The sequence below is a fragment of the Mucilaginibacter sp. P25 genome (assembly GCF_050859465.1).
GTDB lineage: Bacteria > Bacteroidota > Bacteroidia > Sphingobacteriales > Sphingobacteriaceae > Mucilaginibacter > Mucilaginibacter gossypii.
In genome coordinates this window covers 2,363,457-2,380,158 of record NZ_CP193937.1, presented here as the reverse complement: position 1 = coordinate 2,380,158, position 16,702 = coordinate 2,363,457, and the positions used below count along the sequence as shown (strand labels likewise).

At 42.4% G+C, this 16,702-nt stretch carries 17 protein-coding genes; 1 reads left to right on the top strand and 16 read right to left on the bottom strand.

Annotation, left to right across the window (positions count from 1 at the left end; all coding sequences use genetic code 11):
• Nucleotide 1: 1 nt before the first annotated feature.
• The 7 genes from ACRQ5D_RS12440 to ACRQ5D_RS12410 form a co-directional block, all read right to left on the bottom strand.
• Nucleotides 2–1,489, bottom strand: coding sequence for a PAS domain-containing protein (locus ACRQ5D_RS12440; RefSeq protein ID WP_432329091.1), 1,488 nt, complete (start codon nt 1,487–1,489; stop codon nt 2–4).
• Entirely contained in the window at nt 1,405–2,103 is a 699-nt protein-coding gene (locus tag ACRQ5D_RS12435; RefSeq protein WP_432329757.1) for a PAS domain S-box protein, read from the bottom strand. The genes ACRQ5D_RS12440 and ACRQ5D_RS12435 overlap by 85 nt, the downstream gene beginning before the upstream one ends.
• The gene (locus tag ACRQ5D_RS12430; protein ID WP_432329089.1) at nt 2,076–2,348 is read right to left on the bottom strand and encodes a hypothetical protein; all 273 of its coding nucleotides are present in this window, start codon (nt 2,346–2,348) and stop codon (nt 2,076–2,078) included. The genes ACRQ5D_RS12435 and ACRQ5D_RS12430 overlap by 28 nt, the downstream gene beginning before the upstream one ends.
• A gap of 3 nt (nt 2,349–2,351) precedes the next feature.
• Nucleotides 2,352–3,638: a serine hydroxymethyltransferase gene (gene glyA, locus ACRQ5D_RS12425; RefSeq protein ID WP_091174585.1), complete on the bottom strand. Its 1,287-nt coding sequence runs from the start codon at nt 3,636–3,638 to the stop codon at nt 2,352–2,354.
• Nucleotides 3,639–3,837: 199 nt separating this feature from the next.
• Nucleotides 3,838–4,140, bottom strand: coding sequence for a type II toxin-antitoxin system RelE/ParE family toxin (locus ACRQ5D_RS12420; RefSeq protein WP_091174583.1), 303 nt, complete (start codon nt 4,138–4,140; stop codon nt 3,838–3,840).
• The gene (locus ACRQ5D_RS12415) at nt 4,137–4,370 is read right to left on the bottom strand and encodes a hypothetical protein (RefSeq protein WP_091174579.1); all 234 of its coding nucleotides are present in this window, start codon (nt 4,368–4,370) and stop codon (nt 4,137–4,139) included. The genes ACRQ5D_RS12420 and ACRQ5D_RS12415 overlap by 4 nt, the downstream gene beginning before the upstream one ends.
• 37 nt (nt 4,371–4,407) lie before the next feature.
• On the bottom strand, nt 4,408–5,157 hold the full coding sequence (locus ACRQ5D_RS12410) for a segregation and condensation protein A (protein ID WP_091174577.1): 750 nt from the start codon (nt 5,155–5,157) through the stop codon (nt 4,408–4,410).
• Between the two features lie 240 nt (nt 5,158–5,397).
• Between ACRQ5D_RS12410 and dxs the strand changes: the two genes are divergently transcribed.
• Nucleotides 5,398–7,329, top strand: coding sequence for a 1-deoxy-D-xylulose-5-phosphate synthase (gene dxs, locus ACRQ5D_RS12405; RefSeq protein ID WP_091174572.1), 1,932 nt, complete (start codon nt 5,398–5,400; stop codon nt 7,327–7,329).
• Nucleotides 7,330–7,420: 91 nt separating this feature from the next.
• Here the strand turns inward: dxs and ACRQ5D_RS12400 are convergent, their stop codons facing one another.
• The 9 genes from ACRQ5D_RS12400 to ACRQ5D_RS12360 form a co-directional block, all read right to left on the bottom strand.
• Nucleotides 7,421–7,897, bottom strand: a complete 477-nt coding sequence (locus ACRQ5D_RS12400; RefSeq protein ID WP_431199728.1) for a hypothetical protein — start codon at nt 7,895–7,897, stop codon at nt 7,421–7,423.
• Nucleotides 7,898–7,934: 37 nt separating this feature from the next.
• Complete coding sequence (locus ACRQ5D_RS12395) at nt 7,935–9,005, bottom strand: hypothetical protein (protein WP_431199727.1); 1,071 nt, start codon at nt 9,003–9,005, stop codon at nt 7,935–7,937.
• Nucleotides 9,006–9,033: 28 nt separating this feature from the next.
• Nucleotides 9,034–10,170, bottom strand: a complete 1,137-nt coding sequence (gmd, locus tag ACRQ5D_RS12390) for a GDP-mannose 4,6-dehydratase (protein WP_091174568.1) — start codon at nt 10,168–10,170, stop codon at nt 9,034–9,036.
• Between the two features lie 146 nt (nt 10,171–10,316).
• Nucleotides 10,317–10,880, bottom strand: coding sequence for a DUF3109 family protein (locus ACRQ5D_RS12385; protein ID WP_091174567.1), 564 nt, complete (start codon nt 10,878–10,880; stop codon nt 10,317–10,319).
• 14 nt (nt 10,881–10,894) lie between these two features.
• Nucleotides 10,895–11,689: a DUF3108 domain-containing protein gene (locus ACRQ5D_RS12380; protein ID WP_091174566.1), complete on the bottom strand. Its 795-nt coding sequence runs from the start codon at nt 11,687–11,689 to the stop codon at nt 10,895–10,897.
• A 95-nt stretch (nt 11,690–11,784) separates the two neighbouring features.
• Complete coding sequence (locus tag ACRQ5D_RS12375; RefSeq protein WP_090534980.1) at nt 11,785–12,300, bottom strand: DUF2480 family protein; 516 nt, start codon at nt 12,298–12,300, stop codon at nt 11,785–11,787.
• Nucleotides 12,301–12,505: 205 nt separating this feature from the next.
• Nucleotides 12,506–14,623, bottom strand: coding sequence for a peptidylprolyl isomerase (locus ACRQ5D_RS12370; RefSeq protein WP_256337538.1), 2,118 nt, complete (start codon nt 14,621–14,623; stop codon nt 12,506–12,508).
• Nucleotides 14,624–14,726: 103 nt separating this feature from the next.
• Entirely contained in the window at nt 14,727–15,305 is a 579-nt protein-coding gene (gene lptC / locus ACRQ5D_RS12365; protein WP_091174560.1) for an LPS export ABC transporter periplasmic protein LptC, read from the bottom strand.
• A gap of 9 nt (nt 15,306–15,314) precedes the next feature.
• A complete protein-coding gene (locus tag ACRQ5D_RS12360; RefSeq protein WP_091174558.1) occupies nt 15,315–16,637 on the bottom strand; it encodes a hypothetical protein in 1,323 nt (440 codons plus the stop codon).
• Nucleotides 16,638–16,702 lie beyond the last annotated feature (65 nt).

Below are 16,702 nucleotides of genomic sequence, written 5' to 3'. Positions count from 1 at the left end.
ATCACTTTGGGTATAGCCTCATCAATGCTTTTGCTAATATATATATTTTTTCGGCGGCTTTATACTGCATGGAGCTTGTTATGCTTTGAACAAGCTCGGTCAAATCAACCCGCTCCTTCTCCAGCTCAACATTCCCGGTTTCGATCTTGGCAAAATCAAGCACATCATTGATCAGTGTCATCAGGTTTTCGGCCGAGAATTTCAGGATGTTAAGGTTTTCCTTTTGCCCATCAAGCGGATCATCCTCCAGTAACAAATGCGACATACCAATTACGGCATTCAGCGGCGTACGGATCTCGTGGCTCATTACTGATATGAACATATCTTTGGCGCGACTCAGCTGTACAGCTTCCTCCCGGGCATTAATGAGTTCAATTTCAGCCTTCTTTTTAGCAGTTATGTCAATGATAACCTCTATGTATTTATCAACTTCGCCCTTACTGTTAATAATCACCGAGTTGATCACCGAAATCCACAAAGGCTGCCTGTCTTTCCGGTAAACCAGCAGGTCAACCTCAAATGATTGTTTATTGCGGGACAACTCCCGTGCCTTTTGGATAATAGATACGTCGGTAAGCTCCCCTTTTAGCACATCGCCAAGATGGTTGTCTTTCACATCAAGCAAAGTATAGCCGGTTATTTGCTCAAACGCTTTATTGACCCACTCAACCTTACCATCGCTGTTATTAATTACCACGCCACTGGCAGTACTGCTGGCCACCAACGAAAGCATGTTTACCTGCTCTTCAGTTTTCTTACGTTCGGTGATGTCAACCATTACAGCTATCTGTCTTTCAACACTGCCTGTTTCATTAAATAAAGGGCTATTTGACAGAAAGATCCAGATCGGGGTTTTGTCCTTTTTATAAACTTTTATTTCAACTTCATATCCCCGTTTTTCCTCTACAGCTTTTACTGCCGCCTTAAACACATTAAGGTCGGTATCTTCACCAACCAGCATGGTACCAAACATTTTACCACGCATTTCGTCAAACGTATAACCTGTTATATTCTCCAGGGCTTCATTCATCCAGATCACCTCACCCGTATTACTGCGGATCAGGATACCGCTTGGCGATTTACGGGCCGCGAAGGACAGTATCTCCAGTTCCTGTTCTATTTTTTTACGCTGGGTTATATCAATAATAACCCTGATAAATTTATCTGTTTGGCCGGCACTGTCGCGGATCACCGAGTTAAATACCGAGATCCAAACCGGTTCACCACCTTTTTTATCTATCAACAAGTCTACTTCGTAAGATACCTGGTTGCGGATGGCTTCATCAAGCCGTTTTACAGCTTCGGCATCCAACGGTACACCTTTAAGCACATCGCGCAGGCGCCGGTTTTCTACATCGGCCTGGTTATAGCCGGTTATTTGCTCAAAAGCTTCATTGGTCCATATCACCTCATCTGCCGCATTGCTGATAACCACACCACTGGTAACCCTACTTGCCACCAATGATAATAATGCCAATTCATTGGCCACCTTTTTTGATAACTGATATCGCGCCCGCTGGCAAACCATTTATCACTTTTAAAAGTTACCGACCAGCTGATGCATTTAATATCGCCCGACGGTGTTATAATATTTGCTTCTATTTCGAAATGGCGTTGCTGCCTGCCTAATCCTTTTTTCAGGGCCGACAGCGATTTAGCCCGCTCTTCTTCCTGGAAAAAGCTCCAGATAGGTTTACCTATAACCTCAACGGGCGAATAGCCTAAAACAGATTTGGCAGAACGATTGATTTGCTCAATGATAAAATCCCGGTCCATAATGCAATGGATATCAGGAGAACTGTCAAAAAGATTATGAAACTCCTGATGGCTTTTCAAATTTTTCTCCAATTCAAGCTTCTGTTTCCGGAGCAGCAGGTGCGACATAACCTCATCGGCCAGCGTGCGTAGCGCGTCACGCTGTTCGGCTGTGAGCTTACGCGGCTTTGTATCAATCACACACAATGAGCCAAGCCTGTGCCCATCCGGGTCAATCAACGGCGCGCCGGCATAAAAACGTACGCCCATTTCATTGGCTGCGGGATTATCCTTAAACTCCTCATCTTCTTTGGAGTCGGCTATTTCAAGAAGTGCATCAGATTGGATGGTGCGGTTGCAAAAAGCGTCGGCGCGGGGTGTTTCCCCACGTCGACGCCGTATGCTGATTTAAACCATTGTCTTTCGGCATCAAGCAGCGTTATCAGCGCTACCGGTACCTGGCATATGTAGGAGGCTAAACGCGTAATAGCGTCGTACTCCTTTTCAGGCATGGTATCCAAAACATTGTATGATTTAAGCGCTGCTAAGCGCTTATCTTCTATGTTTGATGGATCTTCCTGCCTTAGTGTCATTTTTTACTCTGAGTCCTTATCTCTGTACAACGGGAAGTCGTACATTAACTTGTGAACCCTTTTACGGATTTTCTTGATAGAATGTTCATTTTCAGGATCAGAAATTACAGCATCTATCAATTCAACAATATGCTCCATATGTTTTTCCTTCATCCCGCGGGTGGTGATAGCCGCAGTACCTACACGGATGCCTGAGGTTACAAATGGCGATTTATCATCATATGGCACCATATTTTTATTCACGGTGATATCGGCAGTTACCAAAGCATTTTCGGCAGCTTTGCCTGTAATATTTTTATTACGAAGATCGATCAGCATTAAATGATTATCGGTACCGCCAGATATGATCTGATAGCCCAGCTTCACAAATGCTTCGGCCATAGCATCGGCATTCTTTTTAACCTGCACAATGTATTTCATGTAGCTATCGCTCAAAGCCTCACCAAAAGCTACTGCTTTAGCAGCTATGATGTGCTCCAACGGGCCTCCCTGTGTACCTGGGAACACGGCCATATCCAATAATGACGACATCATCCTGATTTCGCCTTTTGGAGTTTTGATGCCGAATGGGTTTTCGAAATCCTTACCCATCATTATTAAGCCGCCACGAGGGCCGCGTAAAGTTTTGTGGGTAGTAGTAGTAACGATGTGGCAATGTGGCAGCGGATCAGTTAACAAGCCACGGGCAATTAAACCTGCCGGGTGCGAAATATCGGCCAGTACCAAAGCACCAACCTCATCAGCCACCTTACGGATAAACTCATAGTCCCAATCGCGCGAGTAAGCCGAAGCGCCTGCAATGATCAGTTTCGGTTTTTCGCGCAGGGCCACCTCTTTTAACTGAGCATAGTCAACCAAACCGGTTTCTTTACTTACACCATAAAAATGAGGTTCATACAATTTACCCGAAAAGTTAACAGGCGAACCATGCGTTAAGTGACCACCATGTGAAAGGTCAAAACCTAATATTTTATCGCCCGGCTGCAATACAGCAAGCATAACTGCCGCGTTTGCCTGTGCACCAGAATGAGGTTGTACGTTAACCCACTCGGCATTAAACAATTGCTTAGCGCGCTCGATAGCTATGGTTTCAATTTCGTCAACCACCTGGCAGCCGCCGTAATAGCGTTTGCCCGGTAAACCTTCGGCATATTTGTTGGTTGCAACAGAACCTGCAGCTTCCATAACCTGCCTGCTTACAAAATTCTCAGATGCTATAAGTTCAATGCCCTCTTCCTGGCGTTGCTGCTCTTCATCCAATAGCTTAAATATCAGTTTGTCTCTTTTCATTGTGTGTTTTTAACGGCGCTAAGTTACACAATTGATATAGATTTGAGATGTGAGATATGAGATTTGAGATACCGCAATGTTAAATTTTACTTAATAAAAAGTAAACATAATATTATTTGCTATTCAGGCTTTTACAGCGAATAAATTAATAGAATTTCATACAGCTACAATGACTATAGATTACTCATGCATTGCAGGTTTAGAATTTAAGTTTATCCGGATCAAGCCGATTATCCCAAAACATTAAAAGCTCGATAATATTATTAGCTTTTACACGATAAAACAAGCTTACCTGTTTTACAACGACACATTTATGTGTATCACTTTGTTTAGAATAGGGATAAAGTAACGGGTTATTGGATATGTGACCGATCACTTCATTGGTACGTTTAACAAAGGCTATCACCTCTTTAACAGTCCAGTTCTCATCGAGATATTCCAATATCTCATAATAGGTAAGTTCTGCAACAGGCGACCAAATGACAATCTCGCGTTGCATCATTTATTCAGAAAACGAGATTGTATTTTAGCCATTACCTCTTTGTGGGGAGTACCTTTACCTTGATCAAGCTGATTTTTTGCTTTATCAATAGCTTGCTGAACCGGTGTTGGAAGATCTGACCAAAAATCATTTTCGGATAAGCCCAACAATGAGTTTATTTCATTAAGTATATTATCATCGTTACTCTGAATTATCTTTTCTACTATTTTATACTTTAATGCAATATCCATAATTTGAAACTTTATTATAAAGTTAATAATTTTGATTTTAACTTTCCACTTTCGGTGAAATCCAAAAGTTATTATAACCCAATCCAATCTGGATATCTATCAGCTCCTGTTGCAACATTTCAAGCACCGCCAAAAAGTTATATACAAAATGAACTTTGTTTTCAGATTCTTTTGCGATTGCTTTAAAATCGAGCATTTTATTGATCTTAAGCAGATCAGCAACTGCCTTCTTTTGTTTTTCAATGGTGTAGGGATACTGTACTACCGTGTGTTTAACCTCCTCGCTGCGCCTGGTGAAATTGCGGATCATCCGTTCGTAAACAACCATGAGGCGGTAAAGCGTTAGCTCAGATAATTCTTCGCCGGGCACGGCTACTTTTTCAACCTGTTCGAGGTCATGTTTGATATTGCCGCGCTTTTCCTGTTTAAATCGCTCATCTTCCATGGGCCTGATCTCTTCACACACCTCTTTAAACTTTTTATACTCGATGAGTTTCCTGATCAGGTTTTCTTTGGTGTCCGGGTCATCGCCGGCCTCTTCGGTGCCGTAACGCGGCAACAGCATTTTGGCCTTAATGCGCATAAGTGTTGCTGCCACGAAAATAAATTCACTGGCAATTTCCATATTGAGGCTGCTCATCTGGTGCAGGTAGTGCAAAAAATCATCGGCAATTTTTGCTATTGGGATATCGTGAATATCCAGCTCATCGCGCTCAATGAAAAACAGCAGCAGGTCAAACGGGCCTTCAAACTGGGGTAACCTAATGGCAAAACTATCGTCGGTCATAAAATCCGGTCAAAAATAAACATTTCGGCCGGATTCATCGCAGCAAGAATTAAGCTGCAAAGCACAGACTTTCAGGTTTAAAAACAAACAATCCACTGCTTCTGTTGACCATCATAATATGCCTTAACCAAACTGTTTTCTTTGGCATATCCTGTTTGTTAAGTAATTTAATATCTTTATATACCCTGAATGTAACAATAATTAGTTTATTTTGCAGGTTAAATATCCTTACGAATGTCAATGCAGGTACCGGCCGGGAATTTATTACAAAAAATAAATTATCCATCTGATTTAAAGCTACTTAATGAAACAGAGCTTGAACAGGTATGCAAGGAACTACGCCAGTATATTATTGACGTAGTATCAGTTAATGGCGGGCACTTTGCCGCCAGCCTGGGTGTGGTTGAACTTACCGTAGCGCTACAATACGTACTTAATACGCCATACGATCAGTTAGTTTGGGATGTTGGGCACCAGGCTTACGGCCATAAAATACTTACCGGCCGCCGTGATGAGTTTCACACCAATCGCATTCATGGTGGCATCAGCGGCTTCCCAAAACGTTCGGAAAGCATATACGATACTTTTGGTGTAGGCCATTCATCAACTTCTATATCTGCCGCATTGGGTATGGCTGTTGCCTCTCATTATAAAGGCGAAACAGACAGGCAGCATGTAGCCGTAATTGGCGACGGCTCGATGACCGCAGGCATGGCCTTTGAAGCACTTAACCATGCCGGCATTGAAAACTCCAATCTGCTGGTGATTTTGAATGACAATAACATGGCCATCGACCCTAATGTTGGCGCATTGAAAGAATACCTGACTGACATAACCACGTCAAAGCCATACAACCGCTTCAGGGACGATATTGCCCACGTACTGGCCAAACTATCATCCATTGGCCCGGATGCCTTTAAAGTAGCCCAAAAACTCGAAAAAAGCATTAAAGGTACCCTGCTTAAACGCAGCAACTTTTTTGAAGCACTTAAGTTCCGTTATTTTGGCCCTATTGACGGGCATGATGTTAATCATCTGATAAAAGTTTTAAAGGACCTGCGCGATATTCCGGGACCTAAATTACTGCACTGTATCACGGTGAAAGGTAAAGGCTATGCCCTTGCCGAAAAAGACCAGACCAAGTGGCATGCTCCAGGCTTGTTTGACAAGATCACCGGCGAAATCAAAAAAACTAAATACGACAAGCCTCAGCCTCCTAAATACCAGGATGTGTTTGGACATAGTATCATTGAACTGGCCGAGCAAAACCCTAAGATCATGGGTATTACGCCGGCGATGCCATCAGGTTGTTCATTAAACCTGATGATGAAGGCCATGCCTAACCGTGCGTTTGACGTAGGTATTGCCGAGCAGCATGCGGTAACTTTCTCCGCCGGTTTAGCTACCCAGGGGCTCATTCCGTTCTGCAACATTTACTCCAGCTTTATGCAGCGGGCTTATGACCAGGTGATCCATGACGTGGCCATACAAAAGCTTAATGTAGTGTTTTGCCTTGACCGCGCAGGATTTGCCGGGGCAGATGGTGCTACTCACCATGGCGCTTATGACATGGCCTACATGCGCTGTATCCCCAATATGGTGGTATCTGCCCCCATGAACGAGGAAGAACTGCGCAACCTGATGTTTACTGCCCAGCAGGAAAACATGGGGCCATTCGTGATCAGGTATCCACGTGGTAATGGAGTTATGGTTGACTGGCAGCGTCCGTTCAAAGCCATCCCCGTAGGCAAAGGCCGTAAGGTTTGTGATGGCGATGATGTGGCTATCCTGTCTATTGGCGCTATCGGCAACGAGGTGATTAAAGCCACTGCCGAACTCAATGCCGAAGGTTATAACCCGGCCCATTACGATCTCCGCTTTGTAAAACCGCTTGATGAGGCTTTATTACATGACGTATTCAAAAACTTTAATAAAGTAATTACCGTTGAAGACGGCTGCATTGAAGGCGGCATGGGTAGCGCGGTACTTGAATTTATGGCCGATAATGGCTATACCAATATCCAGGTTAAACGCCTGGGTATCCCTGACAAGTTTATTGAACATGGCGACCAGCCCGAACTATGGGCCGACTGTGGCTTTGATGCCAACGGTATAGCTAGGCAAGTACGTAACATGGCTGAGAAACGCAATGTGAATACGATAGCGTCGTAATGCAAAATTGTTATTACGTACAAAACATAAAAAGCGACCATCAGTCGCTTTTTATGTTTTGTTAAAATTCTTTAATCACGCAGAGCCCCAACTAATTCGCTTTATACCTCGCCAAATCATTGTATATAGCACGGAATGAACTACGGATACCAAAGGTTAACATTGATGTTTTATCATTAAACTGGCTGTTCTTTTCACGGCGTACCAGGCCGCCAAGCTCAAACCTTAAGTTATATTTAGGGTTAATTAAATAGGCCACTTTTCCCTCCAGGTACACCATATTGGTGGTTAAGCCCTGCCCGGTGTAGTTGCCATATAACCTTGCCGGGTCACGATAGCCTTGAAAAGGGTCTTTACCATAGTTCAGGCCATTGACATCAAGCCCGTAATGCCCATAGTCGAGCTCTCCTGAAAAATCAAACCTTTTATATGAATAGTTAAGCAGTCCAACTACTTCGCGGAAATTGGCGCCCCAGGGATGTCCTATCGGCTCGCCATTTTCAGTGTAATTGATTACCGAAGAACGCTCTGAATAGGTATATGGTTTAACATTATTTGTCTCGAGCAAATAGTTTAAGCCTTTAACATTAAACAGGTTAGCCCCCTTACACCCAATTGAAATCCGTATTTATTGCGTGAGCTACCTTTACTTGAAAAAAGCTTGAAGACTCAAACTCGTCAAGCGAAAACTGACCATAAGCGGTGATGCCATCAGTTAGCTTATATTTAGCTGTAAATCCTATCAAAGCGTTATCGGGTGAGCCATTTGAAGCTTCAACAGGCCTTAAAAATATCACCGGGTTGATGTAAGTAAAATCAAACCCGCGTTTATGCCCTAAATCATCCTTAGCAGCCCATATCACCGCGTCAAAGAAACCGAGTGATAACCGATTAGATACGTTCCAGTCTAAATAGTGAAATACACCAAATTTTTTCCTGTCCCCATTATCTACTTTTACCGAAAGCGGGTCATTAAAATAAGTCCACATGGCCATATAACGCACATTGCCCAGCGTAGCCGTTAGCTTGAAAAATGGATATGGTGACGCATAATCAGATAATAATAATGACCGGTAGCCATCGCCAACAAAGGTTTTATCGCGCCCCGCGCTGATGTTCAAAAACTTTATCGGTGTATACGAAACGTTAGCCGTGATATATGACCAGCGGTATTCATTGCCGTAAATACCGGCGTACGCCTGCCCGGGGGCTATACCAACCTGGTTAACGTAGGTTTGTAAATAATTAGGTAATACCGCACGGTTTTCATATCCGGCCACATTATACGAAAAGTTTTTTCCGAAGGTACCGCCCAACTGGATCCCAAGCGTACCAAAATTGGTATTCTTTTTCCCTGAGAAATCACGGCTTAGATTAAAGTCGGGTAATAGATCGGCATAGAACGTGGAGTTGCTGCTTTTAACATCAATCTGATGTTCATTAAAAAAACGCCCTTTAAGATCGTTTAAGTTCATCAATGAGTCATAGTGAACTTTCAAAAGTGAGTCATCAACCATAAATGGTTTTAATGAACTATGTACCCTTGTTTTGGTTGAATAAATATCCTCATTTAGTTTCTGATAAAACTGGTAGTTATAAGGTTGATATATTGACTGGGCCTTCGCAAACCCGCTTATCAAAAGCAGTAAAATAATGCTTGTAAATATTCTCTTCATATAATGGTTTATATGGTTTTATACTTGGTTATTCAAAATAATTAGGCGTGTTAAACCCACCTTTTTTCAGATATTCATCTTTTTTTACCAGTTGCAGATCTGCCAGTACCATATCCGTCACCAATGCCTGCAGGTCATATTTTGGTTTCCAGCCGAGCTTATTATAAGCTTTGGCAGCATCTCCAATTAACAGATCAACCTCTGTCGGCCTGAAATACCTGGGGTCAACTTTTACAACAGTTTGCCCAAACCTCAAAGCCTCCAGGTTCAATCCAAGCGCGATAGCCCTTTCCTCATCAATATCAATAATCACCCCACGCTCGTTCTCATCCTTTCCGCTAAATTCAACTTCGATACCCAACTCCATGAAAGCCATCCTGATAAAATCGCGGACGGTGGTTGTTACGCCGGTTGCTATTACAAAGTCTTCGGCCCTTTCCTGCTGCAGCATCAGCCACATCGCCTCTATATAATCTTTGGCATGCCCCCAATCGCGCTGCGCCGAAAGGTTGCCTACATACAAACAGTTTTGCGAGCCAAGGGCTATTTTTGATGCTGCCCGGGTAATTTTCCGGGTAACGAAAGTTTCGCCCCTTACCGGGCTTTCATGGTTAAACAAAATCCCGTTGCAGGCATACATACCATAGGCTTCGCGATAATTAACTACAATCCAGTAGCCATATAGTTTTGCCACCGCGTAAGGTGAGCGTGGATAAAAGGGAGTGGTTTCACTTTGGGGCACAGCCTGCACCAAACCATACAGCTCGGATGTGGAAGCCTGATAGATGCGTGTTTTTTTGGTGAGATCAAGAAGCCTTACTGCTTCAAGAATACGTAGTACACCAACACCATCGGCATTGGCGGTATATTCGGGGGTTTCAAAGCTCACTTTTACATGGCTTTGTGCTGCAAGGTTATAAATTTCATCGGGCTGAACTTCCTGGATTAGCCTGATCAGATTTGTTGAATCGGTGAGGTCGCCATAATGCAGGCTGAATTTAACACCAGACTCATGCGGGTCATGGTATAAATGATCTATCCTGTCGGTATTTAATAAGGATGAGCGGCGTTTAACCCCGTGTACCTCATAGCCCTTCTTCAGCAAAAATTCTGCTAAATAAGCGCCATCCTGACCCGTTATGCCTGTTATTAAAGCCTTTTTCATTAATTATGACCGTAGATATATTAGGTAGTACAATAATATCCAATTTTATTGTAATTACCCCTATGACGTTCAATATATAGGTTTGGGCAGGCGTTATAGTACAGTTTAAAGAAAAAAATATCCGGCTTAAAAAATTTTACAAAAGATTAAATCCCGGCAACGGTATCTTCCAGTTCCCGGTACCAATCTGCTCCGTATTTACGGATGAGCGGATCTTTCAAAAATTCGTGAACGCGTACTTTCAACTCATCCCCAAATGAACATGCAGGGCTGCAGATATTCCAACGGTCATAGTTTAAAACATCAAACTCGGGATAAGATGTTATGCGGATAGGATATAAATGGCACGATATGGGTTTTTTCCAATTAACGGCACCTTCTTCATACGCTTTTTCAATACCGCATTTAGTAATGCCGTTTTCCCATATTACATAGGCGCATTCTTTGTTGGTATCAACACAGGGCGTAGTATAATCCCCTTCAAAATCGGTAACGTAAACCCCTTCCTTTTCAATGGTTTTGATCCCTTTGGCGGTAAGGTAAGGCTTTACTTTGGGATAGATCTCTTTCAGGATATCGAGTTCATCGGCATTAAGTGGCGCGCCCGAATCTCCTTCAAGGCAGCAGGCACCCTTGCATTTATTTAAATTACATACAAAATTCTCTTTTACCACATCCTCGTGCAGTAATACATTGCCAACCTCAATCATTATCTTTTTTTAAATCAATCTTTTATAGGGTTCAAAGGATATTTAAGTCCTGTAGCCGATTTCAGGTCCATTGTTACGCTGCCTATCAGCACTTCAACGTGGGCCTTTACCGGGATCCTGTTCTTATCGTTGGTAACCCAAAGGTACAACTTGCTGTTTTTCCGAAAAATGCGCCCCGGAATAATTGCCGGGCTAAATTTAAGACAATTAAACTTACCAAGCGAACACTCAACCGTTTCAGTGCCAACATAGGTTATTTGCATACTGTGAAACCCGTCTTCCAGGAAATATTGCAGATCAAAAGTATCGCCCTGTTGCAGCTTTGAAACATCAATGGCCCGCGCAAAATAATAAGCCGATACAAAATCAAAAGATTCGCCCTTATACCCGAATGTTCCTTTATTTGCCGTTACCTTCTTGTCTTTCTGATCGAACGTAACATTGTCGGTATGCCTGTACTTACCTTCGCGCCTGTTTTCAGTATAAAAATAGGGCATCAACGTTGTTTGATCTACATATGATTCATAACGGTTGCGTACCTTGTAAAAAAGGTCGAAAGAGCCGGCGGTTTTGCCTTCGGCCACGAGATGAAATGTAGGGCGGTCATTATATTTCTTATCGCTGGCCTCTACCTTTATGGTAGCTTCGGCAGCAGTAAAAAAACCGTATTTCATCTTGTAGTCCAGTTGTTCACCTGCTTTAAAGATCGACTCATTGATCTTTTTCAGTTCCTGGGCAAATCCGCCCTTGCAGCAGGCTATAAAAAGCAGTACAGTAAAAAAATATTTATTTATCAGCAGTTTCTTCATTGATTAATAGCCCTTTTTAGCCGGGGCTTGTGATATGACAACTGCTATTATAAATGGTTTAAACTTGTTTTTATTGCGCACTGCCGCTTAAATACTTAATCCTTACGCTTATAGATAGGTACTGTTGAGCAAGGCTCACCAAACATGAGGCTTTTAACCACAGCACTCAGCTTTTTAGTCAGCTCAACATAAGCAGATACCGGCACTTCGGTATCGCCGCAACCTTTCAACACAATCCGCTGCCCACGGTATTGCTCAAAATCTGCTTTGGCTATTTCCTTTTCAAAAAGTACAGTTTCCAATACCTCTTTATCCCCAAAAACAATTTCGCGGGCGTAAGGGGCCATCCGGTTGGCCAGCAGCATATATGCCCAGGCTGGTACAATAGCATCGGCAGTGCAGGTGATACCTACATTTTTACCCTCATATTGCGCCCAGTCATGTTCTTTTATAAAGTCCCTGAAATCTTTCTCGCGAAGGATTAGGCCATGGAACAGGTTATCTTTAATATCATAAATGACGCGATCGCCGGCAGGATAAAAAGAAGCCGGGTCTAAGGTAACGAGGCCGCTCTGAGCTACCTTGTTTATTATGTTTTCCTGGATATCCATATCTTTTATATGAAAGCTAAAAGCTGAAGGCACAAAGCCTAAAGCCGCTTAGCTTGATTATCAATATTTATATAAGCTGAAAGCAGAACGCACAAAGTTTAAAGCTAATACTACTTAACTGCCCTATATAAAAGCCCGTATATAAACAAAAAATCCGGGAACGGCTTAACGCTGATCCCGGATGCAAATTTACTTTAAATTTTGTTTAGAAGAATTTAGCCCTGTTATCTTTTACAATTGCATTATCTTTTAATGCATCGAGCACCTGACCTTGTGAACGTTGTAAAAGCGCCTGGTTAATTTGTTCTTTTTGTTTAATAGCATTGGTTAGTGCCGGCGGGTTAGTGAAACCATTAACCACATATACATATACACCCTGTGCACCATCAACAGGTTTTGAAATTTTGTTGATTGCCGAACCAAAGATTGAACCGATAACTTTATACTCTGCCGATTGACCTGGGATAATAGGATTGGCAAATACAATGTTTTCAACCGGAACTACCTTGCTGCCTACTTTTTGGGCAACCTGGTCAATTGAAGTACCGCCGCTAAGGGCTGTGTCAAATTTCTCTTTCAATTGTTTAGCTTTAACCTCATTACGTACCATTGGCTCAATTTGCTTTTTAACAGCCTCAAGAGATAATGTACCTTTAGGTTTAATTTCGGTAAGGCGGCTTACTATATACTGGTCGCCTACGGTAAATACTTTATCGGTAATATCGCCTTTTTCCGCTTTGTAAGCCCATCTAACCACGTCACGCGCGTTGTCCAGGCCAGGAAGACCAGAAGCTATCGCAGTAACATCTTCGGCGGTACGGGGTTTCAAACCTTCTTTTTTAGCTTCCGCCTCAAAATTATCAGGTGTTAATGAGGCTAAGAATGCCTGGGCTTTGCTGTAAGCTACAGTTTGGGTTTTGCTGCTTGCAGTTAACGGCTTATCAACTACACCAACTTTAACCAGTTTAACAGAACCTTTCTGATCTTCAACCTGAATAACGTGGTAGCCAAATTGTGATTTCACAACAAGGATATCGCCTTTATTTGCTTTATAAGCAGCATTGTAATATTCAGGAACTAAATTGCCCTGACCGCCCATTGAGCCATTTGCGTCAAATGAAGGAATTTCACCGCCCTTTACTGCGCTGCCTTTATCGGCAGAGAAAGCTGTTGCAAGTTCGGCAAATGATTTACCGCCCTGGATTAATTTTTTAATTGAATCGGCTTTAGCTTTAGCTTTTTCTTCACCGCCTGCAGATGCAAGGTCGATCAGGATATGCCTGGTTTTAACCGAATCGAAAGTGGTTTTGGTATCAACCAGCTTAGCTACTTTATAGCTGCCGTTTTCAAGGTAAGGGCCATAAACAAATCCCTTAGCCGCACTAAACATGGTAGTATCCAGTTTAGGGTCAAGGCTGCCCTTACGCTGATAAGCCAAAGGCGCTTTGGTTTCGGCATTGATCTGCACAAAAAGCGAATCGTTAGGAGTAGTTTTGAATTCATTGGCTAATTTATCAGCTTGTTGTTTAACTGCCGCTGAGTCTTCTTTTGAAGGAGCTGCGTTAAAACTAACGTATTCAAAATTCCTTAACTCCTGCGGAGTTTTAAATGAAGCTTTGTGTGCATCATAATATGCGCTGTAATCAGCATCGGTTAAAGTAACTTTAGCATCAGGGATTGAAGCATAATCAAGCGATACATATTTAAAGTTAGCCAGCTTGTTTTTTGCTTCGTAATCATCTGTAGCTTCAAGCGAGTTTACATAAAGGCCGTTGGTAACTAAAGTCATGTATTTAGTAGCTTTTTTAGCTTCTATCAGGTCGATCACAAAATCGCTCCATGCTTTTTTCTGAGCAGGGTCGGCTTTGCCTGATTGCAGGTAGGCTTTGAACTGATCATACCTGCTGCGATCAAACTGACCGGTTTGCTGATCGGCAAACTGGCGGGCTATCTGCGGGTCGGGATTGTTATCACCGATCATTACGTTCATTTCATCATCACCAACAGTAAGGCCAAGTTTTTCAATCTCTTTACCTATCAGCAACTGGCTTAAATACTGGTTCCAGGTAGTTTCCTGCAGATAGCTTGCTATTTGCGGAGAGATACTTTGTCCCTGTTGTTTAAACTGTGCAGAGTTTTGCTCCAGCTTTTCGTTGAATTTGTCATAGGGCACTTTTTCGCCGTTTACAACGGCAAGCTCGTTACTATCGTCCCTGAAAAAGGAACCGCCCGATCTTACAACTTCGCTCACAATAAATGCAAGCAGCGCGAAACCAATAAAGAATGCGAGAATCTTCCCCATCCTTTCGCGCAAAAAACCCATTATACCCATATTATATTTATAATTATTCTATTCTTTTTAAGAGGGCGCAAGATACAATTTTTAACAAAATTCTATAACACAAAATTTTCGTTAAAAAAAGTCATTATTGTGTCGCTTTTTCATCAACATGAAACAGCCCGGTGCTGCTTTTAAAGGTAGGGTTTAAAAGCTTATCATCACTTTCAAAGGTATTGCCGTTCATAACATTACCGCCGCTAAGTGTGGCCTGAACAGGTTTATTAGAGTAAACCCGCTTGGTTACCTGGTCCCAAAATAATTCGTTTGATTTAAAGGTTTCGCCTTTGGCGTTGGTGGCAACTACGTTGCCATGAAACTCAATCAGCTTTTCCTGCTCACGCTGAATGCCGGTATCTGCAATGATATCGCCTGCAAACTGACCAGTTCCCCGATCATAGTAGTCGATCTTTACGCCTTTAGGCATAATTTTATAAGGTTTCTTGATCTGGTATTCGACCATCAACGGTGCAGTAAGATGGATCTCCACTTTTGCCGAATCGCTCATGATCAGATCAAGCCCTGTAGTGCGCTGGGCTACAGTATCAACCTCATTAGCTGAAATTTCCCTAACCTTTTTCAGGTCATTTTCGCACGAAGACAGGAAAGCCGCCATTGGCAACAGTAACAGGCATAATGCCGGTATGTTAACAGCTGGGCGGCTCATGACAACAAATTAGTCGAATTTATACTTGGTAAACCACTTATCGTTAAGAGTAAAGCCAAGGTGAATATTAACGTAGTTTTCTTTAACCAAACCGTTAACCAACGAACCGCGCTGACCTATTTCTGCCGCGATATTAATTTTATAGTAACTGCCGTTATTTGAGCGCAAAGGCAAGCCAACACCTACGGTACCAGCATAACGTTTAATAGTAGTACCGTTAATGTGCATATAGGTTTGATCGTATATAGCTCCTATGCGGTAATCAACAGTGGCAAGGTAGTTTCTGATGGTTGATATGTTTGGGGTATATGAACCACCGATATTGAAAGTTTTACTGTCCTGTAAACCCTGGTTTACGCCTGCAATGGATAAGTCGGACCATTTGCCCATGGAGTAATCGGCACCAACCAAAAATTTACCATCACTTTGGAAAGAGATCCCGAACCTGTTGATCTGCGGTAATTTTAATTTTGATTTAGGCCCGGTTGTGCTAACCACGCTATCGGCAGCTATGTCCTGATTTCCGTTTGCATCGTTAAAGTACTGGCTAACAATAAAGCTGCTTTGCGTGTGCAGTTTTGTACCTGCCGATGCCGAATAGCCAAATACAAGGTGCTTGGTTTCAGACAAATCAAATGAATACTGCAAGCCGTAATCATAGTTGATACCACCAATGGCATTGCTCGATTCAATTTTTGAGTTGATGGCACCTGCCAGACCAGGAATTTCGGTAGTAGCGATATCTTTAATATTACCAAATATGTACGATACGTTTGCACCTAATAACAAATGCTTACCGATGCCAAAACCATATCCCAAATATGCTTTTGATAAACTACCATCGCCGCTGTAACTGTAATTTGTCACGTTGGTATCGGCAGGAGAACCCGAGGTTCCTAATTTATTCACCGTTTTTTTAAAATTATAGCCGCGCTCACTGTATGGCAATAAACCAAAACTCAATGCCGAACGTTTTGAAGTAGGGATGGCGAACGCGATGTGGTTAAGCCTGAAATTGCTGTTTTTTTGGCTTGCCGAACCGGTTTGCGACAGATTTAAAAAATTTGCATATAAGCCAACATCAATGGTTGTAAGATTAATGGCACCGTATGAAGCCGGATTTATTACGTTGATATTGTTAAAAAGGCTTATCCTGTTTGTAGCTACAGCTATACCGCCCATACCTATGTTTTGGCCCATCAGTTGAGGATCAATATCACCAATACCGTAACGTGAATATGGAGAGCTTGAAGTTGCCGTTGATTGCGCATGTGCTGAAAAAGCGGCAACAGCCAATAAAAGTGTTATAAAAAACCGGGTATATTTAATCATTATGCTTTTGTATAGCTGCGTTTAATCCTTTTAAAACCAAATATGGTTCAATTTTTATGTAGCGG